General features: G+C 66.0%; 20 protein-coding genes, 1 tRNA gene and 1 pseudogene. 13 read left to right on the forward strand and 9 right to left on the reverse strand.

Going from position 1 to position 21823, the window contains the following annotated elements; genetic code table 11:
- The 7 genes and pseudogenes from Q0330_RS04840 to Q0330_RS04870 all read left to right on the forward strand — a co-directional run.
- Positions 1-356 (forward strand): annotated as a pseudogene (locus Q0330_RS04840) (acetyl-CoA C-acyltransferase); the annotation flags it as partial.
- A 14-nt stretch (positions 357-370) separates the two neighbouring features.
- Positions 371-2557, forward strand: a complete 2187-nt coding sequence (locus Q0330_RS04845) for a 3-hydroxyacyl-CoA dehydrogenase NAD-binding domain-containing protein (RefSeq protein ID WP_299475296.1) — start codon at positions 371-373, stop codon at positions 2555-2557.
- Between the two features lie 196 nt (positions 2558-2753).
- On the forward strand, positions 2754-3935 hold the full coding sequence (locus Q0330_RS04850; protein WP_299475299.1) for a toxic anion resistance protein: 1182 nt from the start codon (positions 2754-2756) through the stop codon (positions 3933-3935).
- Positions 3932-4993 (forward strand): DUF2927 domain-containing protein, encoded by a 1062-nt coding sequence (locus Q0330_RS04855; protein WP_299475302.1) that lies wholly within the window; start codon positions 3932-3934, stop codon positions 4991-4993. Before Q0330_RS04850 ends, Q0330_RS04855 begins: the two co-directional genes overlap by 4 nt.
- Positions 4994-5085: 92 nt before the next feature.
- Positions 5086-6234 carry an SPFH domain-containing protein gene (locus Q0330_RS04860; RefSeq protein ID WP_299475305.1) on the forward strand — a complete coding sequence of 383 codons (1149 nt, stop codon included), beginning with the start codon at positions 5086-5088 and terminating at the stop codon, positions 6232-6234.
- Positions 6235-6261: 27 nt separating this feature from the next.
- Positions 6262-7554: a zinc ribbon domain-containing protein gene (locus Q0330_RS04865; protein WP_299475308.1), complete on the forward strand. Its 1293-nt coding sequence runs from the start codon at positions 6262-6264 to the stop codon at positions 7552-7554.
- A gap of 21 nt (positions 7555-7575) precedes the next feature.
- A complete protein-coding gene (locus Q0330_RS04870) occupies positions 7576-8484 on the forward strand; it encodes a carbohydrate kinase (RefSeq protein WP_299475310.1) in 909 nt (302 codons plus the stop codon).
- Positions 8485-8547: 63 nt separating this feature from the next.
- On the opposite strand, the gene Q0330_RS04875 is transcribed toward Q0330_RS04870, so the two are convergent.
- From Q0330_RS04875 to Q0330_RS04900, 6 genes are all read right to left on the reverse strand, one after another.
- Positions 8548-8868 (reverse strand): DUF6280 family protein, encoded by a 321-nt coding sequence (locus Q0330_RS04875; protein ID WP_090524829.1) that lies wholly within the window; start codon positions 8866-8868, stop codon positions 8548-8550.
- A gap of 179 nt (positions 8869-9047) precedes the next feature.
- A complete protein-coding gene (gene dinB, locus Q0330_RS04880) occupies positions 9048-10163 on the reverse strand; it encodes a DNA polymerase IV (protein ID WP_299475313.1) in 1116 nt (371 codons plus the stop codon).
- The gene (locus Q0330_RS04885; protein WP_299475316.1) at positions 10160-10888 is read right to left on the reverse strand and encodes a folate-binding protein; all 729 of its coding nucleotides are present in this window, start codon (positions 10886-10888) and stop codon (positions 10160-10162) included. Before Q0330_RS04885 ends, dinB begins: the two co-directional genes overlap by 4 nt.
- On the reverse strand, positions 10885-12624 hold the full coding sequence (locus Q0330_RS04890) for an ABC transporter ATP-binding protein (RefSeq protein WP_299475319.1): 1740 nt from the start codon (positions 12622-12624) through the stop codon (positions 10885-10887). Before Q0330_RS04890 ends, Q0330_RS04885 begins: the two co-directional genes overlap by 4 nt.
- Before the next feature lie 41 nt (positions 12625-12665).
- Positions 12666-13550, reverse strand: coding sequence for a TIGR02186 family protein (locus Q0330_RS04895; protein ID WP_299475322.1), 885 nt, complete (start codon positions 13548-13550; stop codon positions 12666-12668).
- On the reverse strand, positions 13550-14461 hold the full coding sequence (locus Q0330_RS04900; RefSeq protein ID WP_299475325.1) for a sulfite exporter TauE/SafE family protein: 912 nt from the start codon (positions 14459-14461) through the stop codon (positions 13550-13552). The genes Q0330_RS04895 and Q0330_RS04900 overlap by 1 nt, the downstream gene beginning before the upstream one ends.
- A 133-nt stretch (positions 14462-14594) precedes the next feature.
- On the opposite strand from Q0330_RS04900, the gene surE reads away from it, so the two are divergent.
- From surE to Q0330_RS04915, 3 genes are read left to right on the forward strand one after another with little or no spacing between them, the layout of a single operon-like run.
- Complete coding sequence (gene surE / locus Q0330_RS04905) at positions 14595-15386, forward strand: 5'/3'-nucleotidase SurE (protein WP_299475328.1); 792 nt, start codon at positions 14595-14597, stop codon at positions 15384-15386.
- On the forward strand, positions 15383-16051 hold the full coding sequence (locus Q0330_RS04910) for a protein-L-isoaspartate(D-aspartate) O-methyltransferase (RefSeq protein ID WP_299475331.1): 669 nt from the start codon (positions 15383-15385) through the stop codon (positions 16049-16051). Before surE ends, Q0330_RS04910 begins: the two co-directional genes overlap by 4 nt.
- 58 nt (positions 16052-16109) lie before the next feature.
- On the forward strand, positions 16110-17060 hold the full coding sequence (locus Q0330_RS04915; protein ID WP_299475334.1) for a M23 family metallopeptidase: 951 nt from the start codon (positions 16110-16112) through the stop codon (positions 17058-17060).
- Positions 17061-17102: 42 nt separating this feature from the next.
- Here Q0330_RS04915 and Q0330_RS04920 read toward each other — a convergent pair whose 3' ends face one another.
- Both Q0330_RS04920 and Q0330_RS04925 read right to left on the reverse strand, forming a co-directional pair.
- Positions 17103-18476, reverse strand: coding sequence for a TolC family outer membrane protein (locus Q0330_RS04920; protein ID WP_299475337.1), 1374 nt, complete (start codon positions 18474-18476; stop codon positions 17103-17105).
- A gap of 14 nt (positions 18477-18490) precedes the next feature.
- Positions 18491-19144, reverse strand: a complete 654-nt coding sequence (locus Q0330_RS04925) for a protein-L-isoaspartate O-methyltransferase (protein ID WP_299475340.1) — start codon at positions 19142-19144, stop codon at positions 18491-18493.
- Positions 19145-19285: 141 nt separating this feature from the next.
- On the opposite strand from Q0330_RS04925, the gene Q0330_RS04930 reads away from it, so the two are divergent.
- The 3 genes from Q0330_RS04930 to Q0330_RS04940 all read left to right on the forward strand — a co-directional run bounded on the left by Q0330_RS04930 (position 19286) and on the right by Q0330_RS04940 (position 21036).
- Positions 19286-19359 (forward strand) — tRNA-Cys (locus Q0330_RS04930).
- Between the two features lie 82 nt (positions 19360-19441).
- Complete coding sequence (locus tag Q0330_RS04935) at positions 19442-20638, forward strand: glycosyltransferase N-terminal domain-containing protein (protein WP_299475343.1); 1197 nt, start codon at positions 19442-19444, stop codon at positions 20636-20638.
- The gene (locus Q0330_RS04940) at positions 20635-21036 is read left to right on the forward strand and encodes a DUF1178 family protein (protein ID WP_299475346.1); all 402 of its coding nucleotides are present in this window, start codon (positions 20635-20637) and stop codon (positions 21034-21036) included. The genes Q0330_RS04935 and Q0330_RS04940 overlap by 4 nt, the downstream gene beginning before the upstream one ends.
- Before the next feature lie 51 nt (positions 21037-21087).
- On the opposite strand, the gene Q0330_RS04945 is transcribed toward Q0330_RS04940, so the two are convergent.
- Positions 21088-21786 (reverse strand): fumarylacetoacetate hydrolase family protein, encoded by a 699-nt coding sequence (locus Q0330_RS04945; RefSeq protein WP_299475349.1) that lies wholly within the window; start codon positions 21784-21786, stop codon positions 21088-21090.
- Between the last annotated feature and the right edge of the window lie 37 nt (positions 21787-21823).

A 21823-nucleotide genomic window follows, 5' to 3' on the forward strand; every position in this document is an offset into this window, starting at 1 on the left:
TCCGCGCCACCGCCAAGATCGGCACCGACCCGACGATCATGCTGACCGGCCCGGTCCCGGTGACCGAGAAGATCCTGCGTGACAGCGGCATGTCGATTTCCGACATTGACCTGTTCGAGGTGAACGAGGCCTTCGCCGCCGTCGTGCTGCGCTTCATGCAGGCCTTCCAGGTCGATGCCTCGCAGGTGAACGTCAATGGCGGCTCCATCGCGCTTGGCCACCCGCTTGGCGCGACCGGCGCGATCATCATCGGCACGCTGCTGGACGAGTTGGAGCGGCGCGACCTGAATACCGGCCTCGCCACGCTCTGCATCGCGTCGGGCATGGGTGCCGCCACCATCATCGAGCGCGTGTAAGGGAGGGTCCGGACATGACCGATTTCACCATGAAGACAGACGCCGAGGGCGTCGCCATCATCACCTGGGACGTGCCGAAGAAGTCGATGAACGTGCTGTCGGAAGCCGGCATCAAGGAACTCGACGCGCTGATCGACCAGGCCCTTGCAGACGAGGCGGTGCGGGGCATCGTCATCACCAGCGGAAAGCCCGACTTTGCCGCAGGTATGGACCTCAACGTATTGGGATCCATGAAGGAAACCGGCGGGGCCGAAGCGATCTTCGGGCTGGTCATGCAGCTTCACGGTTTGCTGCGCAAGATCGAGCTGGCCGGGATGGACTTCAAGACCAAGAAGGGCGGCAAGCCGATTGCGGCGGCCCTGCCCGGCACCGCGCTTGGCATCGGGCTGGAACTGCCGCTCAGCACGCATCGCATCTTTGCCGCCGACAATGCCAAGGCCAAGATCGGCCTGCCGGAAATCATGGTCGGCATCTTCCCCGGCGCCGGCGGGACCACCCGGCTTGTGCGCAAGCTCGGCGCGATGGGGGCCGCGCCCTTGCTGCTGGAAGGCAAGCTGAACGACCCGAAGAAGGCCAAGGCCGCCGGCGTGATCGACGAGGTGGTGGCCGACCCGGTCGCCGCCGCCCGCGACTGGGTGCTGAACGCGAGCGATGCCGATCTGGTCAAGCCCTGGGACCAGAAGGGCTACAAGATGCCCGGCGGAGAGCCCTATCACCCTGCCGGTTTCATGACCTTCGTCGGCGCGAATGCCATGGTCCACGGCAAGACGCTCGGCGTCTATCCGGCGGCCAAGGCGCTGCTCTCGGCGGTCTATGAAGGCGCGCAGGTGCCCTTCGACACGGCGCTGAAGATCGAGGCCCGCTGGTTCACCAATGTGCTGATGAACCCGTCCTCGGGGGCGATGATCCGCAGCCTGTTCATCAACAAGGAAGCGCTGGAAAAGGGCGCGAACCGTCCTGACGTGCCCGACGAGAAGGTGAAGAAGGTCGGCGTGCTGGGCGCCGGGATGATGGGCGCGGGCATTGCCTATGTCAGCGCCATGGCCGGGATCGAGGTGGTGCTGATCGACGCGAAGCAGGACTCTGCCGACCGTGGCAAATCCTATTCGGAAGGGCTGCTGGACAAGGCGATCAGCCGGAAGAAGGCGACCGAGGAGAAGAAGGCCGAAGTGCTGGGCCGCATCCACGCGACCACGGATTACGCCGCACTTGAAGGCTGCGACCTGATCGTGGAAGCCGTTTTCGAAGACCCCGGCGTCAAGGCCGAGGTGACGAAACAGGCCGAGGCGGTGATCCCGCCGACCGCGATCTTCGCCACCAACACCTCGACCCTGCCGATCAGCGATCTGGCCAAGGCAAGCGCCCGGCCCGAGCAGTATATCGGCATCCATTTCTTCTCTCCGGTGGACAAGATGGCACTGGTCGAGATCATCAAGGGCCGCGAGACCGGCCCGCGCGCCGTCGCCAAGGCGCTGGATTTCGTCCGCCAGATCCGCAAGACGCCCATCGTGGTCAACGATGCCCGCTTCTTCTACGCCAATCGCTGCATCATCCCCTATCTGAACGAGGGTGTGCGCATGATGGCCGAGGGGGTGAACCCGACGCTCATCGAGAATGCCGCGAAGATGATGGGGATGCCCTTGGGTCCGCTGCAACTGATGGACGAGATCTCGCTGGATCTGGGCGTCAAGATCGCCAAGGCGACCAAGGCCGCGATGGGCGATGCCTATCCCGACGATGCGGTCGATGAGGTGATCTTCAAGCTGGCCGATCAGGGCCGGATGGGGCGTAAGGCCAAGGCCGGCTTCTACGACTATGACGAGGCCGGCAAGCGCGGCGGCTTCTGGGAGGGTCTGGCGAAGGACTGGCCCGAAACCGCCGAACAGCCCGACCTGACCGAGGTCCAGCACCGGCTGATGTTCATCCAGTCGCTGGAGGCCGTCCGCGCGCTGGAGGAAGGCGTGCTGGAAGACATCCGCGAGGGCGACGTGGGCGCCATCCTCGGCTGGGGCTTCGCGCCCTGGTCGGGCGGCCCGTTCAGCTGGCTGGACATGCTGGGGGCCACGCGCGCGGTCGAGATCTGCGACCACCTGACCGCCGAACATGGCGCGCGCTTCAAGGCCCCGGCCTTGCTGCGCGACATGGCAGCGAAGGGCCAGACCTTCTATGGCCGCTTCGGTGCGGGCAAGAAGGCGGCCTGAACCCCGCCTGCAAGCCGCAATCGAACGGGGGCCATGGCGGCCCCCGTTTTTCGCTGCCCTGCGTCAGCATGGCGGCATGGCAGCCCGCGCGCCTGTGCTATCCTTGGAACTTTAGGGGAAACATGCTGTTGATCCGGCGTGAATAGCCCCTATTCTGCGCCGCAACGGGCAACGCCCGGCACGAGGAAGGAAAGCGATGACGACCGAAACCAAACGCGCCGCCGAGGCCTCTCTTGCCCAGATCGAGGAGGTGACCTCGGTCGTGCTGCCCGAACCGCAGGGCGACGTGGTCGCGCTGGAGGCCGCCCCGGCGCCCCTGGCAGAGGACATCCGCAAGCGCATGGAGGAGATCGACCTGCGCGACAGCGGCTCCATCGTTCATTTCGGCACCCGCGCCCAGACCGAGTTGCAGGAGATCAGCCAGCAGATGCTGGCCGATGTGAAGAACAAGGATGTGGGGCCCGCCGGCGAATCCCTGCGCGATATCGTGACCACGCTTCGCGGCTTTTCCGTCAACGAACTGGACGTGCGGCGCGAACAGAGCTGGTGGGAAAGGCTCATTGGCCGCTCTGCCCCTTTCGCGCGCTTCGTCGCCAATTACGAGGAAGTCCAGGGCCAGATCGACCGGATCACGGAAGACCTGATGAGCCATGAGCACCGGCTTCTGAAGGATATCAAGTCGCTGGACGTGCTCTATGACCGGACGCTAGGCTTCTATGACGAGCTTGGCCTTTACATCGCCGCCGGCGAGGCCAAGTTGCGCGAGCTGGACGAGGACGCCATCCCCACGAAAGAGGCCGAGGTCCAGGCCAGCCCCGCCGACGGGCAGGTGATGGAGGCCCAGCAATTGCGCGACCTGCGCAGTGTGCGCGACGATCTGGACCGCCGCGTCCATGACCTGAAACTGACCCGGCAGGTGACCATGCAATCGCTGCCCTCGATCCGGCTGGTGCAGGAAAACGACAAATCGCTGGTGACCAAGATCAATTCGACGCTGGTGAACACGGTGCCGCTCTGGGAAACTCAACTGGCGCAGGCGGTGACCATCCAGCGCTCGGCGGAAGCGGCGGGGGCGGTGCGTGACGCGACCGACCTGACCAACGAGCTTCTGACCGCGAATGCGCAGAACCTGCGCAGCGCCAATGCCCAGATCCGCACCGAGATGGAGCGCGGCGTCTTCGACATCGCCTCGGTGCGCAGCGCCAATGCCGAGTTGATCGCCACCATCGAGGACGGGCTGCGCATCGCCGACGAAGGCAAGGCCCGCCGCGCCGCCGCAGAAGAAGAACTTGCCCGGATGGAGGTCGAGCTGCGCCGCACGCTGGCCTCGGCCCGGGCGCAAACCCCGCAATCCCAATCGCAGGCCCCGCAAAAGTGACAGCAGTTTCTGCTTCTTCCCTGCCGCGCCCCCTGTCGGGGCGCTTCCGCCAGAACGGTCTGGCATGTCTGATGGCACTGGCGCTTGCCGGCTGCGCCAATCGCGGCGATGACGCGCTGAACGGGGCGCAAATGGCAACGGCGCCAAAGCCCGCCCCCGATCCGTCGGCCTTTCCGCCGCAGCCCCGGCCCAACGCCGCCCTGCGCGCGGCGCGGGCACATCAGGCATCCGCGCAGGCGGTGGCGGCGGCGCGGGCCGCGAACACCCCGGCCAGCCAGTCCCTGCACGGCTATTTCGAAGGGGTCGAGGACATGCTGGTCGCGCGCGGCCAGTTGCGCCGCGACGACGGCGCCAGCATCCCGATGAGCGCCGACCAACTGGCCACGAATTTCATCAATATCGCGCTTTACGACGAATATTCCCGCAACGGTGCCGATCTGGTGCCCGATGCAAGACCCTCGCGCCTGCGCCGCTGGGACAAGCCGGTGCGCATCGCCATCGAATTCGGCGCCTCGGTGCCGCCGGCCACCCGCACCCGCGACCGGGCCGAGGTGCAGACCTTCGCCGAACGCATGGCGGCGCTGACCGGCCATGACATCGCCGCCACCCCGGCCGCAGGGAATTTCACCGTGATGTTCCTCAGCGAGGATGAGCGACGCCAGATCGGCCGCCGCCTCGCCGCCGTCATTCCCGGCATACCCGGTCAGGATGCCGAGGCAATTCAATCGCTTCCGCCGCAGAATTACTGCACCGTCTTCGCCTATTCCATCGGCGACAGCCCGGTCTATTCCGATGCCGTCGCGGTGATCCGGGCCGAGCTTCCGCCCGGCCTGCGCTCCTCCTGCATCCACGAGGAACTGGCGCAGGGGCTTGGGCTGGCCAATGACAGCCCCGGTGCGCGCCCCTCGATCTTCAACGACGACGAGGAATTCGCCCTGCTGACCCGCTATGACGCTATGCTGCTGAAGATGCTTTACGACAAGCGGCTGACGCCCGGCATGACTGCCGAAAGCGCCGGCCCGATCGTCCGCGAGATCGCCCAAGAAATGATCCCGTGACGATCCCCTGACGGCAGCCCGTCTCGCGCCGCCCCGGAACCCCGACGCGGCGAAAACTGTTTGATCGGAAATCCTAACCCACGGAGAGACCCATGGCCCTGTTCGACTTCCTCTCGGGCGAGTTCATCGACGTCATCGAATGGACCGACGACACCCGCGACACCATGGTCTGGCGGTTCGAGCGGCGCGGCAACGCGATCAAATACGGCGCCAAGCTGACCGTGCGCGAGGGTCAGGCGGCGGTTTTCGTCCATGAGGGCCAGATCGCCGATGTCTTCGGGCCGGGGCTCTATATCCTCGAAACCAACAACATGCCGATCCTGACCTCGCTTCAGCATTGGGATCACGGGTTCAAATCGCCCTTCAAGTCGGAAGTCTATTTCGTCAACACGACCCGCTTCAACGACCTGAAATGGGGCACCAGGAACCCGATCATCGCCCGCGACCCCGAATTCGGCCCGGTCCGCATCCGCGCCTTCGGCACCTATGCGATGCGGGTGACCGAGCCGGCGAAGTTCATGGCCGAGATCGTCGGCACCGATGGCGAATTCACCAGCGACGAGATCACCTTCCAGCTGCGCAATATCATCGTGCAGGAATTTTCGCGGATGATCGCCTCAAGCGGCATTCCGGTCCTCGACATGGCGGCGAATACCGATCAGCTGGGCAAGATGGTGGCCAAGGCGATCGCGCCGACGATTGCGAACTATGGGCTGTCCATCCCGGAATTCTACATCGAAAACATCAGCCTGCCCGATGAAGTTGAGGCGATCCTCGACAAGCGCACCTCGATGGGCATCGTCGGCGATCTGGAACGCTTCGGACAATATGCCCAGGCCGAGGCGATGCTGAACGCCTCGAACAATCCGGGCGGCGCGGGGGCCGGCATGGGTGCGGGTCTGGGGGCCGCCATCGGCATGGGCATGGCCGCGCAGCGCGGGCCATGGGGGCCGACAGCGGTTCAGGCGCCGGCGCAGACCGGGGCGCTGCCGCCGCCCCTGCCCGGCACGCGTGGCGAGACGGTCTGGCATATCGCCATCGACGGTCAGGCCGACGGCCCCTATGGGCGCGGCCATCTGGGCCGGCTGGCCAGGGATGGCAGCTTCACCCGCGACACGCTGGTGTGGACACCGGGACAGGACGGCTGGAAACCCGCCGACGAGGTGGCCGAACTGGCGCAGCTTTTCACCATCGCACCGCCCCCGCCGCCGGTGCCGCTGCCCGGGCCGAAGGACGCCTGACCGGGGCCGGAAGGGACCGCACACGCCATGCCGACGCCGCCCAGCGAATTCCGCTATCCCTGCGACAGTTGCGGGGCCAGCCTGACCTTCTCGCCCGGCGAGCAGGTGCTGAAATGCCCCTATTGCGGCCATGTCCAGAGCATCGGCCCCGGTGCGGCACGCGCCCCGGCCAGGTCACCGGCGAACGGGCCGGATGGCGACCGGGCGCTGTTGCGGGAACCCGCGACCGGGCGGGCGCTGCAATGGGATGCCGGCCACAAGGTGCCGCAACTGTCGGAAATTCCGCTGGAACGCGGGCTCCGGCTCGATCAGGGCAGCGACCTGGCACAGGACATCCGCATGGTTGCCTGCCCGAATTGCGGCGCCAAGTTCGATCTGGACAGCGACAGCCACGCCGCCGCCTGCCCCTTCTGCGCCACCCCGGTGGTGACCGAGACCGGCGCCAGCCGCCAGATCAAGCCGCAGGGCGTCCTGCCCTTCGTGGTGACCGAGGAACAGGCCCGCTCGGCGCTGGAGGACTGGATGGGCCGGCTGTGGTTCGCGCCCTCGGGCCTTCTGGCCTATTCGCGTCGCGGCCGGAAGATGAGCGGGGTCTATTCGCCCTTCTGGACCTTCGATGCCGATACCGCCTCGGAATATGCCGGCGCGCGCGGCGACTGGTATTATGAAACCGTCTATGTCACCGAAACCGTGAACGGCCAAAGCCGCCGGGTGGCGCGGCAGATCCGCAAGACCCGCTGGACCTCGGTGCGGGGACGGGTGCGGCGGGCGTTCAACGATGTGCTGGTGCTGGCCTCCTCTGCCTTGCCCCGGCGCATGACCGATGCGCTGACGCCCTGGGACCTGTCGCATATGCGGGCTTACGACCCGCAATACCTGGCCGGGTTTGAGGCCGAAGGCTATACCATCCCGCTGGAGGCCGGCCACGGCATCGCCCGGCAGGAGATGGAGGGCGTGATCCTGATGGATATCCGCCGCGATATCGGCGGCGACGAGCAGCGCGTCAGCAATGCCCGCACCGCCTATTCCGCCGAGACCTTCAAGCATGTGCTGCTGCCGATCTGGTCGGCGGCCTATCGCTATAACGGCCAGTCCTATCGCTTTGTCGTCAACGGCCAGTCGGGGCGGGTGCAGGGCGAGCGGCCCTGGTCGATCTGGAAGATCACCGCCGCCGTGGTGGCCGTGCTGCTGCTGGTGACGGCGCTGCTGTTTGCGGCCAATCGTTCGGGCTATGTCCGCTTCGATCCGAATGGCACCGAAGGCAGGGTTGAATCAGACGGCTTTTCCTCGCCCGGGGACTATACTATCCAAGGTTACTGACCATTCGGGGGAGGAACGAGCTTGATCCTGTGCTGCGGCGAATCGCTGATCGACATGGTGCCCGAAAGCGGCGCTTACCGACCCCTTGCAGGTGGATCGGTCTTCAATACCGCCCTGGCCCTGGGCCGCTTGGGGGCACAGACCGGCTATCTCTGGCCGATTTCGCAGGATGCCTTCGGCCCGGTCCTGCGCGCCCCGCTGGAGGAGGCCGGCGTCGATCTGTCGCTGGCCCCGTCCAGCCCGCGCCTGACCACGCTGGCCCTGGTCTTACTGAAGAACGGCAATGCCACCTACAGCTTCTATGACGAGGGCACGGCCGGGCGCATGTTCAGCGTCAGCGACCTGCCCGCCCTGCCCGACACGCTGGATGCGCTTTTCATCGGCGGCATCAGCCTGATCCAGGACCCCTGCGCCAGCACGGTCGAGGAACTGGCGCAGCGCGCCGCCAAAGCCGGCAAGGTGATCTCGCTCGATCTGAATATCCGGCCCGGCTTCATCAGCGACGAGGCCGGGACGCGGGCGCGCTATAACCGGCTGCTCGGTATCGCCGATATCGTGAAGATCTCGGACGAGGATGCGGAATGGCTGTTCCCCGATGCCGATCCCGCCGCGACCGCCGTCGGGCTTCTGGATCTCGGGCCGAAGCTGATCCTGCGCACCCATGGCTCGGATGGGGCGACGGCGATCCATGCCTCGGGGCAGTACAGCCATCCGGCCCGCAAGGTGACGGTCGCCGACACGATCGGCGCGGGCGACACGTTCAACGCCGGGCTGCTGGCCTCGCTGGCGGAAACCGGCGCGCTCAGCAAGGCCGGGCTGGACGCGATCACCGAGGATCAGCTGCGCGCGGCGCTGGATCTGGCGGCGGCGGCGGCGGCGGTCACCGTCTCGCGCCCCGGTGCCAACCCGCCCTGGCGGCGAGAGTTGTAGGCCCAAAAGCGAAAACGCCGCCCCGAAAGGCGGCGTTTTTCATACCTCCCGATGGCAGGGGCGTCATGCCGCTTCGGCATCCTCCGCCGCCTGCCGGCGTTCGCTTTCCTCGCGCGACAACGCGACCGAGGTCCGCACGCCTTTCGAGACGAATTCCATCAGCCCCTTGACCACGCGTTCGTTCGGGTCGATGCCGGCGCAGGACAGAACCTCGCGCCCATCGCGCGAGCGTGCCCAACGCGCAATCTGTTCGGGACCGTTGCCATATTTCTTGTCATCCGCAATCGCATCATCGAGCGCCGCGAGCACAACAGCCGCGAACAGCTTGCGCGCGCGCTGACCCTGTTCAAAATTGAAGGCCGAGCCGTCGACAAAATCTCGCATTTCTACCGTCCTGACAAAAGTTGTACGCTGCCCCCCTTGGGGCGAATTCCAGGGCTTGCTTCTGGGTGGTGGAGCTGTCTAACGCATTAACGTAGTGATTCGGTATCACGCTAACGTCATGGCTGTCATGCAAAAACGTCATGCCTGCCGGGTCGTACCGCCCATCTATTGCACCTGTATCAACCCTCGCGGGTCTCAGGGGAGATGGGTGCTCGTTCGAAAAGATCAAGCTGCTGGCCGGAATCTTCCGGCTCGTTCCCCAGTCCCGATAGCGTGATCCCCAGCAATCGCACGCCGCGCGGGTCGGGCATGACCCCTGCAAGCAGGGTCTGGGCGATTTCCAGCATCTCGGCGCCATCGGCCACCGGGCGGTGCAGGGAATGGGCGCGGGTGATCTGGCGGAAATCGGCGAACCTGACCTTCAGGGTCACGGTGCGGCCATGCGCCTCATTGCGTTCGACATGGCGCCAGACCTTTTCCGCCAGCGGCCGCAGCGCCTCCTGCCCGGCCAGAAGATCGTGGAGATCGTCGAAATAGGTGGTCTCGGCACCGATGGATTTGCGGATGCGGTCGGGGCGGACCTCGCGATTGTCGATGCCGCGCGAAATGTCGTGATACCAGCGGCCGGACTTGCCGAAGCGGGCCTCAAGGAAGGTCAGGCTCTGGGCACGCAGATCGGCGCCGGTCTCGATCCCCAGCCGGGCCATCTTGGCGGCGGTGGCGGGGCCGATGCCGTGGAACTTCCCGACCGGCAGGGTGGCGATGAACGCAGCGCCACGTCCGGGCGGGATGACGAACTGGCCGTTGGGCTTCTTCTGGTCCGAGGCGATCTTGGCCAGAAACTTGCAATAGCTGATGCCGGCACTGGCGGTCAGTCCGGTCTCGGCCAGGATGGCGGCGCGGATTTCGGCCGCGGTCGAGGTCGCGCTGCCCCCTCGGGCCAGACGACCGGTCAGATCCAGATAGGCCTCGTCCAGCGACAAGGGCTCGATCAGTGGGGTATAGCGGGCGAAGATCGCGCGGATCTGGGCCGAGACGGCTCGGTAAACTTCGAAACGCGGCGTCACGAAGATCAGCTCCGGGCAGCGCCGCGCCGCCGTGACAGAGGGCATGGCCGAACGCACGCCGAAGCGCCGCGCCTCATAGCTGGCGGCGGCGACCACGCCACGCTTGCTGGCACCGCCGACCGCGACCGGCTTGCCGCGCAGATCGGGGTTGTCGCGCTGTTCGACGGATGCGTAGAAGGCGTCCATGTCGATATGGACGATGCGGCGCGGCTCCGCGCCCGCGCTCATGCGACGCGAACCGGCACGCCCCCGGCGGTCATGCCGTCGCCGATGCGGTCGAAGCGCAGATAGGCGATGCCCTGACCGCCCGATCGGGTGTGAAGCGTGCCGGCCTCGCGCCCGTCCGCCATCAGGATCGGGGTGCCGGGCGGCACCTCCCCGTCCAGAACGACCCGGCGCAGGCCCTTTTTCAGCTCGGTCTTGTGCTTCATGCGGGCGGTCACTTCCTGCCCGACATAGCAGCCCTTGCGGAAATCGACGCCGTGCAGGCGCTCGAAACCCATCTCAAGGATATAGCTGTCATTGGGGATAAGTTCGGCCCCCGCTTCGGGGATCAGATGGGCTATGCGCAGCGCCTCCCAATCGGTCGCATCATTCTGCCCGACCCCATAGCCGCGCCAGCCAAGCGCGGGGTCGCGTGGATCGGCAATGGCACCCGCCGGCATGGGGCCGGTGCCACGCGTGACCTGACGCGGGTCCTCGGCGATCTCGACCTTGGCGCGCAGCTTGTACATGCTCAGACGGCGCAGCAGGTCACCGGCCTGATCGGCGGCCACATCCAGCAGCAGCGCATCCTCGCCTTCCGGGACGATGAAGAAATCGGCCAGATACTTGCCCTGCGGGGTCAGAAGCGCGGCATAGACCGGCGCGCGCCGCACGTCATTGGTGACAAGGCCCTGCAGGAAATCCACCCGGTCCGGGCCGGTCAGGCGGAAAAGGCGACGTGCGGTCATGATGACAGATCCCCGAATTGCAGCCGGACGAGCGCCGCATAGGGTCCGCCCCTTGCCATAAGCTGGTCATGACTGCCCTCCTCGACAACCTTGCCGGCATCGAGCACCACGATCTTGTCGGCCTCGCGGATGGTCGAAAGCCGATGCGCGATCACCAGCGTGGTGCGATCCTTGGACAGATCGTCCAGTGCCTGCTGAACCAGCCGCTCCGAGGCTGCATCGAGCGCGGATGTCGCCTCGTCCAGAAGCAGGATCGGCGCATCGCGCAGCACCGCGCGGGCAATGGCGACACGCTGGCGCTGCCCCCCCGACAGGGCCGAGCCGCGCGTACCCGCCGGGCTGTCGAGACCGGCCGGGAAGGCCGCGACGAACTCCGCCACATGGGCGGTCTGGACAGCTCGGGTCAGCGCCGCCTCGTCGGCGTCGTGGCCGAGGGTGATATTGTCGCGGATGGTTTCGTCGAACAGCGCCGGTTCCTGCGAGACGACCGAGAATTCGTCGCGCAACACCGCCAGATCGTAGTCCTTCAGCGCCACCCCGCCAAGCGTGATCGTGCCGCCATCCGGGTCCGCCATCCGGGTCAGCAGGTTAAAGACCGTGGTCTTGCCCGCCCCCGAAGGCCCGACAAGCGCGGTGGTCTGCCCGGCCTCGGCCACGAAGCTCAGCCCGCGCAGCACCGGCGTGTCGCCATAGGACAGCCGGACATCGTCGAAGCGGATGCGGGTATCGGGTGGCGGCGTCAGCCGTGGGCCGGAGCGGATCGAGGGTTGGGTATCGAATATCTCGTAGATGCGTTCCAGACTGGCCGCCGCGACCTGCCAGGATCCGGCCAGCCCGCCCAGACGGCGCAAGGGCTGGAAGGCCAGCGACAGGGCGGTGAAGAAGGCCATGAAATCGCCGACCGTGCGCTCGCCCCGGGTGACCTCGGCCCCGCCAAGCGCCAAGACGCCGACAAAACCCAGGCCGGTGACGATGTCGATCATCGCCGGAACCACGGCGCCGGTCGCGGCGATCTTCACCTCGGCCCGGCGGATGCGGTCGACGATGGCGGCAAAGCGCGAGGCCTGATGATCCTCGATCCGGTTCAGCCGCACCGTGCCGATGCCGTGCAGCACCTCGTCGATGCGGGTCGCCCGGTCCGAGGCGCTGCGCCGCGTGGCCCGGGTCTTGCGCCTGACATAGCGCTGCACGAAGACCGTGGGCAGGATCAGCAGCGGCGCCCCGATCAGCGCCGCCGCCGTCCATTCCGGGTCGATCCGAACCGCGACATAGAAAAGCGAGATCAGCGCCACCACATCGCGCCCGGCCCCGGTGATGAAGACCTGCCAGATATTCTGCACGGCGCGGGTATCGCCCTGGATACGCTCGATCAGCGCGCCGGGCGGGTTCTGCTGATAAAAGCTCATGTCCAGCCGCATGATATGCGACAGCAGATCGACCTGCATCCTGGTGCCGACATGCTGCTGGACCGAGACCAGAAGCCCGCGATTGACCACCGAGGTAAAGGCCCGGATCAGGAAAAGCGCGAAGATCGTGCCCCCGACCCACCACATCGCATCGCTGTCGCCGCCGACGAAAACCCGGTCGAACAGCGGCTTCAGCATCCAACTGAGCACCGCGAGGGTCGAGCCTTCGACGATCATCAGGGCCAGCGCAATCGACATGCGTGGCCAGTATTGCCAGAGATAGTCCTGCCAGATGCGCTTGAAGAGATTGCGTCGCGTCGGATTTGTCATGATGCGATCTAGCCCGCCCGGGCGCCGGCCTGCAAGACGCGCTATTTCCGTTGCAGGGCGCGGAAGGCGGCATTCGCGCCCCAGCCGGCAATGGCCGCGATCAGCAGCGACATCACCCCGTAGACAAAAGGCTGATCGAAGGCCAACCGGTAAAGCCAGCGTTCCAGCCCGACCTTGCGCACCTCGATCGCGGTCGAATAGCTGTCGACGATATGGCCATCGCGCAGCAGGAAGATACGGGTCTTGTAAGCGCCCTCGACCAGATTGGCCGGCAGGCGGAAATCAGCGCGAAAGAGCGTGTCGTCTTTCAGCTTCACACCGCCGACATCGACGCGGTAAGTGCCATCGGCAATGCGGATCGCCATCATCGCCCCGGTGAACGCGGCCGGGTCCTCGACCTGAAATGGCCGCGCGAAGGAGCGCATCACCATCGGAACCGAGATGCGGTTGCGCGCGTCTTCCTCGGGCTGAAGGATCACATCGAGCGGCCCGGTCGTGGCCACCGAATAGAAGCTCGGGGCCGAGCCAACGACGACGCTGTCGGTATTCACCCAGATGCCGAAGCGGCGCGACTTGCGGCGGATGGTCACGCTGCGGGGTGGGCCCTCGATGGTGGCGGCGATCTCCAGCCGGCTATCCGCCGGAATGGGCGATTGCCGCTTGATGGCGCCGTAGATGGTGATCTCGGAGCCGTCGAAATTGGCGGTGATCGCTACCTCGTCCGAGGACAGGCCGGCAACGACGCTTTCGGGCGCCTCGGCATGTGGCACCGGTTCGGGTGCCGCCGTCTCGCCGCGCGGCGCCTCGGGCGAGGGGAAGGACATGATCTCTGCCCCTCCGCTGACCGCGGCATCCGGCACGACCGGGTCCTGCGCCAGAGCAGGCAGCCCGATCAGGCAGACAGCAATCAGCGCCAGCCCCCGCATCAGATGATCCCCGGCGTCAGCGAGAACAGATTGTCCGGCCGCAGGAACAGGTCCATGGCCAGCTTGCCGCAGACGGCGAGCACCACGAGCGCCAGCAGGATCCTGAGCTGCTCGGCCCGCAGCCGCGCGCCAAGCTGGGTGCCGAGCTGGGCACCGGTCACCCCGCCGATGATCAGCAGCACCGCCAGCATCACATCGACGGTGTTATAGCTGACCGCATGCATCAGCGTGGTGAAGGCGGTCACGAAGGTGATCTGAAACAGCGAGGTGCCGATCACGACCTTGGTCGGCATCCCCAACAGATAGATCATCGCCGGCACCATGATGAAGCCGCCACCCACGCCCATCATCGCAGACAGGACGCCGACCAGCAGCCCCACCGCCAGCGGCGGGATGACGCTGAGATAGAGCCCCGAGGTCCGAAACTTGATCTTGAAGGGCAAGGCATGGATCCAGCCGTGATGCCGTCGCGCCGTGCGCTTGCCCGAACGCGTCCGGCGCAGGGCATTGACGCTTTCGATCAGCATCATCGACCCGACGACGCCCAGCATGACGACGTAACAGATCTGCACCACCAGTTCGACCTGGCCCAGCCGGGTCAGCAGGTTGAAGACCAGCACCCCAAGCGCCGACCCGATCAGACCGCCGATCAGCAGCACGGTGCCCATGCGGAAATCGACCGTGCGGCGCTTCACATGACCCAGGACGCCCGAGACCGACGAGGCCACCACCTGGTTCGCCCCGGTGGCCACGGCAATGGCCGGCGGAATGCCGATGAAGAACAGAAGCGGCGTAATCAAAAAACCGCCGCCGACGCCGAACATGCCGCTCATCAGCCCGACGACACCGCCGAGGCCGACAAGGGTAAAGGCGTTCACAGCCACTTCGGCGATGGGAAGGTAAATCTGCATGGGCGGGAACCTGTTACACCCTGCCCATCTAGACCGGACATGGCACCGAGGTCAAAGGTGCATCTGCATTGATTTGCACGGTTGCCGCGCTTTCGAGCGGGGGCTAATCATGAATTGCAGCAAAGGATGGACAATGCGAATTCTCATTACCAATGACGATGGCATCAACGCACCCGGCCTGAAGGTCGCCGAGGATATCGCCGCCGAACTCGCCGGCCCCGATGGCGAGGTCTGGGTGGTCGCGCCCGCCTTCGAACAATCGGGCGTCGGGCATTGCATCTCCTACGCCCATCCGACCATGGTGGCCGAACTGGCGCCGCGCCGCTACGCGGCCGAGGGCAGCCCCGCCGATTGCGTGCTGGCCGCCGTCCATGACATCATGACCGAAACGCCGCCCGATCTGGTCCTTTCGGGCGTCAACCGGGGCAATAATTCGGGCGAGAATGTGGTCTATTCCGGCACCGTCGGCGGCGCGATGGAGGCGGCGCTGCAAGGCCTGCCCGCAATCGCGCTGTCGCAATATTTCGGCCCGGCGATGATGGGGCTGGACGATCCTTTCGAATCCGCCCGCCGCCATGGCGCGGGCGTGATCCGCAGGCTGCTCGATCATGCCGACTGGACCTCGGACGAGGATTTCCGGCTGTTCTACAATGTGAACTTCCCGCCTTTGCCCGCCGCCGACAGCAAGGGCATCCGGGTTGCGCCGCAGGGCCGCCGCTACAGCGCAGGCTTCGGGGTCGAACCTTTCGTGGCCCCCAATGGCCGCCGCTTTCTCTGGGTGCGCGGGGCGCCGCAGGACGGCCCCTCGACGCCTGAAAGCGACGTGGCGGTCAATCTCGACGGGCATATCTCGGTCACGCCGATGCGCGCCGATCTGACCTGCCACGCCTCTCTCGGCGGGCTGAAGGAGGCGCTGGAGGGATGACCGGGGACGAGGAAGAGGACGACACCCTGTCGCTTGCCGAGCGCAAGATGCGCTTCCTCTTCCACCTGCGCGCCCATGGCGTCACCGACCCGCGCGTTCTTGGCGCGATGGAGCGGATCGACCGCGGCGAATTCGTGCGCGGCCATTTCGAGGATCGCGCCTATGACGACACGCCCCTGCCGATCCAATGCGGCCAGACCATCAGCCAGCCCTCGGTCGTCGGGCTGATGACCCAGGCGCTGCAACCCGGCCCCCGCGACACCGTGCTGGAGATCGGCACGGGGTCTGGCTATCAGGCGGCGGTGCTCTCGGGGCTGTGCCGGCGGGTCTATACGGTAGAACGTCACCGCCGGCTGGTAACCGAAGCCGAGGCGCTGTTCGACAGGCTGCGGCTGTCGAATATCACCGTGCGGCTGGCCGATGGCAGCCACGGCCTGCCCGAGCAGGCACCGTTTGATCGCATAATCGTCACCGCAGCGGCCGAAGATCCGCCCGGCCCGCTCTTGGCGCAGCTGAAGATCGGCGGTATCATGGTGGTGCCGGTCGGGCAGTCCGACGCGGTGCAGACATTGATCCGGGTCAACCGGACAGAAGCAGGCTTTGAATATCACGAGCTGCGCCAGGTGCGCTTCGTGCCACTGGTTGAAGGTCTGGGCCCGAACTAGCCCGCCGGGATCGGGGGCACGCCGCCCGCAACTTGTGAGGTAACGGACGGGCAGCAGGATGAAGAAAACAGTTTTAAGGGGCGTGACCACGGTTTCGGTGGTGGCACTGCTGGCCGGATGCCAGGCATTTCCGGCGGTGCAACAGGATATTGCAAGTATCGGAAACAGGTCTTCGGCCACGAGCTTTCCGGGCTTCGGTGGCGGCGGAAGCGGAAGCGCCGCAACCACAAGCAGCAACACGCAGGTGGTAACGGATCCTTATGCCGGTCAGGGCGTGGCCCAACCCAATGTGCCCGGCGGCGGCGCCACTTCCCAAAGCAACGCGTCGGCGCCCCAGACCACGACAACGCCCGCGCGCACCCACACGGTCGCCGCTGGCGAGACCGGCTGGTCGATCTCGCGCAAATACGGCATCACGCCTCAGGATCTGGCGGCGGCGAATACGCTCGATGCGGCGCTGACCATCAAGGTCGGGCAGAAGCTGACGATTCCCGCAGCGACGGTCACCCGGGTCAGCGACGCCTCGGCACCGGGCCAGGGCACACCGACGCCCACCCCGCCCTCGGCCTCGCAACCGCTCCCGGATGAAAAGACCGCCCCAACCAGTGCGCCGGTGGCAAAGCCCGCCACGCCCGATCTGGGCGCGACGCGGACGGCGGCGTCTGGTTCCGGGCGGTTCCAGATGCCGGTCAACGGATCCATCGTGCGCGCCTATAGCAAGGGCAGCAATGACGGCATCGACCTTTCGGCTGGCAGCGGTTCACCGGTCAAGGCCGCCGCAAGCGGCTCTGTCGCGGCGGTCACCCGCGACACCGACGGTGTGCCCATCGTCGTCATCCGCCACGAGGGGCAGTTGATGACCGTCTATGCCGGCATGGGCGCGCTGTCGGTCCAGAAGGGCGACCAGGTCAAGGCCGGCCAGCAGATCGGCACCGCCGGCAATGCCGGCTCGATCCATTTCGAGGTCCGCCAAGGCTATGACAGCGTTGACCCCGAGGGTTATTTCTAGGCAGAGGCGCCCCCCGCAAGCCTATGCAGGGGGCGCGAAAGCTCAGCGGTTGAGCGAGCGCAGCACGCGATCCAGGCTTTCGCCCTGCCGGCTGGTATAGGGCGCGTCGCGAACCGCATTGTAATAGGCCGACGGGTCATAAGTGGGTATGCCGAGGTTCAGGTCTTTCACCGTCAACACACCCATAGCGGACAAGAGTTGATAATGCGCCAGTTGCAGATTGGCTTCGGCAGTGATCTTGTCCGCCCGCGCTTCCAGCAAGGACTGCTCGGCATCCAGCACGTCCAGCGTCGTCCGCGCGCCCAGCGTCGCTTCTTCCCTCACGCCGTCATAGGCCTGCTGCGCGGCTGAAATCTGCTGGTCAATGGCGCGAATCTGGGCCCCAGCCACGTCGATATTCGCCCAGGCGATGCCGACGGCCTGGTCAACCTGGCGCGACACATTCAGCAGCGTCGCCCGCGCCTGATCGCGCGCCGCCATCGCCCTGCGATGGAACGATGACAGGCGACCGCCGGAATAGATCGTCTGCGACATCTGTAGACCCAGGGCCATTTGCGAATCGCCGTATTTGTTGGCCTGCCCTGACAGGGTTCCACTGATCGTCGGATTACGCTCGGCGACCGCTGCGGCAACGCCCAGTTCGCTCGCCGCGACCATCCGGCTGGCCTGAAGGATCGAAGGATGACTTTTTTGGGCCGAGGACTGCGCGGCCGCAAGCGATGCAGGCAGCTTCGGCAAGGGCGGAGGCGCGCTCAACCCTTTGGGCTTGGCCCCGGTCGCCGCCGCATAATCCTCATAGGCCACCTGCAGATCGCCCTCTGCCGCCGAGAGCGAGGCACGCGATGCGGCCAGTTGCGCATTGGCCTGCGCGACATCGGTCACGGTGATCTCGCCGACATCGAAGCGATCCTGCGCGGCCTGCAATTCCTGCCCCAGCAAGCGGACAGAGTTCTGCTGCAACTCAACCTGCTCTGTCGCCGCACGAACGGACATGAAAGCCTGGACAGAGGTCAGCAGGATATTCTGCTCGACCCCGATCAGCGCGTAACGCGTGGCCAGAACGGTTTCCTTGGCCGAATCGATGGCCGCCTGCGAACGCCCGAAGTCGTAAAGCGTCATCGAGGCGGTCAGTTCTGCCACGGTCGAGGTGGTTTCCATCCCCTCCCGCTCGATGAACGTATGCTGCAGCGTCCAATCCAGCACCGGCCGAAGCGCCGCCATCGCCGTCGCCACGTCTTCGTCCGCAGCCCGCAGCACCGCACGCTGCTGATCCAGCAGCGCCGAATGGCGATAGGCTGCAACCATGGTATCGCCCAGCGTTTCGGCCATGACTGGCAAGGCGGTCCCGCCCAGAACGACAGCCAGGGCGACCCGGCGAAGGGCCGGGCGAATACGTCTTACGAGTGCGTTCACCATGAAATCCCTACCCCTCAGAACTGGAACGTTTCGACTTTGGAAAAACCTGGAAGAACCGGTGCCGAACCGTTGAAGGAAAAGCGCCAATTGATCCGACCGTCAATCTTGTAGCCGATGCGGGCAACACCCAACCGGCCTTCACCGAAGATGGCGCCAATCCGACCACCTTCCTTCAACTGATCGACGATCGCCTGCGGCATGGCCTCGATCGCGCCCGAGATCAAAATCACGTCATAGGGCGCCTGCTTGGCGAACCCCTGATCGAGCGCGCCCGTCACCACGGCGACATTGTCGACGCCCTGTTCCAGAAGCGTGGCCTCGGCCCGTCCGGCAAGGGTTTCGTCCGATTCCAGCGCCACCACCGCCTCAGCGAGCCGGGCGATCACCGCCGCGTCATAGCCGAGACCCGCGGCAATGTTCAGCACCAGATCATCCGGTTGAATGTTCAAGGCATCCAGCAGCTTGGCGATATTGCGCGGCTCAAGCATCCAGCGCTCGTCCGAAAGCCGCATGTTCTCGCCCATATAGGCGACGGCCTGGCGCGCCTCGGGCACGAAAGCCTCGCGCGGGACATCCAGCATCGCGGCGATAACCGGATACTTCGTGACGTCGTTGGGCCGGACCTGAGTATCTACCATCATGGTGCGGGCGTGGGAGAAATCGACCATCGGTATTGCCTTTGATTTGTCTTTCCCTTGTTTGCCATGAAAGAACCGGCGGGGCAACGCACGGAATGCATGGTTGCGACCTGCGGTTCCGGCTTGCAAGGGCGCGCGGCTTCGATTATCCCAACCGAACCTCGCACCGGCGGTGGGTTGGCGGAGAGGTTACGCACCGGATTGCAAATCCGTGAAGACCGGTTCGATTCCGGTACCCACCTCCACGCCTGCCCCTGCCCTGAATACGGAAGGACGACGTTGCTCTATCGCGGCGCATCCTGGCTTTTCGGCGCAGCGTTGCGACCGATGGCATCGGGCGACCTGGCCGAACGGCTGGTTCTGGACGCACCCACGGGCGGCGCGCCGGCACCGATCTGGGTCCATGGCGCCAGCGTCGGAGAGCTGAATTCCGCGCGCCCCGTGATCGAGATGCTGGCCGCGCAGGCCCCGCTGATCGTCACCGCGAACAGCCCGACCGGGCGCGCACTTGCGCTGAACTGGGGGCTGGAGGCGCGGCTGGCGCCCTTGGACGTCCCGCAGGCGTTGGAGCGGTTCCTCGCCCGTTATCAGCCGCGCGTGGCGGTGACGCTGGAAAACGAGCTCTGGCCGAACCGCTCGGCCTTGCTGGCGCGCGCCGGGATTCGCCAGATCGTCATCGGTGCAAGGATGTCGGACCGTTCGGCCCGGCGTTGGGCGCGGCTGCCCTGGCTGATCGGGCCGATGCTTGGCCGCATCGACGGGCTGTCGGCGCAGAATATCGGCAGCGAGGAGCGGCTGGTGGCGCTCGGTCTGCCCAAGGCGGCGCTGCTGCCGCGCGTGCAGCTGAAACTGCTCGGGCCTGCCCGCATCCGGCCCGGCATTCCGCCCGAGACGCGGGCGCGCACGATCCTTGCCGCTTCGACCCATGAGGGCGAGGATGACATCGTTCTGGATGCCTTCATGGCCGCCCGGCGTCAGGTGCCGGGCCTGCGGCTGATCATCGCACCGCGCCACCCGCAGCGCGGCGATGACGTGGCCGCGCTGATCGCGGCGCGCGGGCTTTATCCGGCGCGCAGATCGCAAGGTGCGGACGAAACCGCGCCGATCCTGCTGGCCGACACGCTGGGAGAGATGGGTCGCTGGTATGACGCTGCCGGGATCTGCATCACCGGCGGCTCGATGGTGCCGAAGGGCGGCCATACGCCATGGGAACCGGCTGCCCATGAATGCGCCATCCTGCATGGTCCCCATGTCAGCAATTTTGCCGAAGATTACGCCGTTCTCCATGCCAGCCAGGGGGCCGAGGCGCTTTCCATGGATGCCGGCGCCACGCTGGCGCGGCTGGCCGGGATGCCGGGCGATGCGTCAAGGATGGGAATCCGGGCGCGGGCGCTGCTGCTCAAGCGGGCGGGCGACGCCACGCCACTGGCCCGGACCATCCTCGATGCGGCGGGGATTGCGCCGGGCCGCGTCAAACCCGATATAAATGAGATGCAACGACCCCCGGAAAGGCGTCAAACGTGATCCGTTACGACCTGAGCTGCAAGGAAGGCCACCGTTTCGACGGCTGGTTTGCCTCATCCGCCGCCTTCGAGGCGCAGCGCGATGCCGGCCAGGTGCAATGCGCCATCTGCGGCAGCCACAAGGTCGACCGCGCCCTGATGAGCCCCGGCGTCCCGACAAAATCCAACCGGCTGAGCGAAGGCGAGAAGACCCCGCTGGAACAGCTTCGCGAACATGTCGAGGCCAATTCCGACTATGTCGGGCTGCGATTCGCCGACGAGGCCCGCGCCATGCATGAGGGCCGCAGCGACCCCCGCGCCATCCATGGCGAGGCCAAGCCTGAGGAGGCCCGCGCCCTGATCGAGGAAGGCGTGCCCATCGCCCCCCTGCCCTTCATTCCAAAGCGCCAGACCAATTGAAAAACCCGCGAGAATTCGCGGGTTTTGTCGTTTCGCCGTCCGCCTGCGGTCTCAGTCGGGATCGGTGAAGGTCACCGAAACCGGCGCCAGCCCCTCGACATCTCCGACCAGATGATCGCCGGGCTTCACCGGCCCCACCCCGGCCGGGGTTCCGGTCATCAACAGATCGCCCGGCGCCAGATGATAAAGCCCCGACAGCCGCGACAGCAGTTCCGGCACCGACCAGACCATGTCCGACAAGGGGCCGTCCTGACGCAGTTCGCCATCCAGACGCAGCCGGATGCGCTGATCGGTGACCGGGCCGAAATCGGCCTTGCGGGTGATCGGGCCGATGATCGCCGATTCCTCGACATCCTTGGCCATGTCCCAGGGCAGGCGCAGCTCCTTCGAGCGGTTCTGGATATCGCGCCGGGTCATGTCCAGACCGACCGCATAGCCATAGATCGCGTCGGCGGCCTCCTCGGGCGAGGCCTTGAACAGCGGCTTGCCCAGAACCACGCAGAATTCGACCTCGTAATGATAGCTCTCGGTGCCGGGGGGGTAATTGCTTTCCAATCCCGAGGGCAGGAAAGCCAGCGCGGATTTGGTGAAGAAGATCGGCTGCTCGCGGTCCACGTCGCCGCCCATTTCAGCCGCATGGGCAGCGTAATTCTTGCCAACGCAGAAGATGCGATGCAGCGGATAGCGCGCGCGCTCGCCCTGCACCGGCAGCGTCGGCCAGGGCGGCGAGGGGAACAGGTTCTGTGGCATCTCGGCTCCTTCCATCATTGGCAAATCCTAGCGCGGG

The organism is uncultured Paracoccus sp., from assembly GCF_937873615.1.
GTDB lineage: Bacteria > Pseudomonadota > Alphaproteobacteria > Rhodobacterales > Rhodobacteraceae > Paracoccus.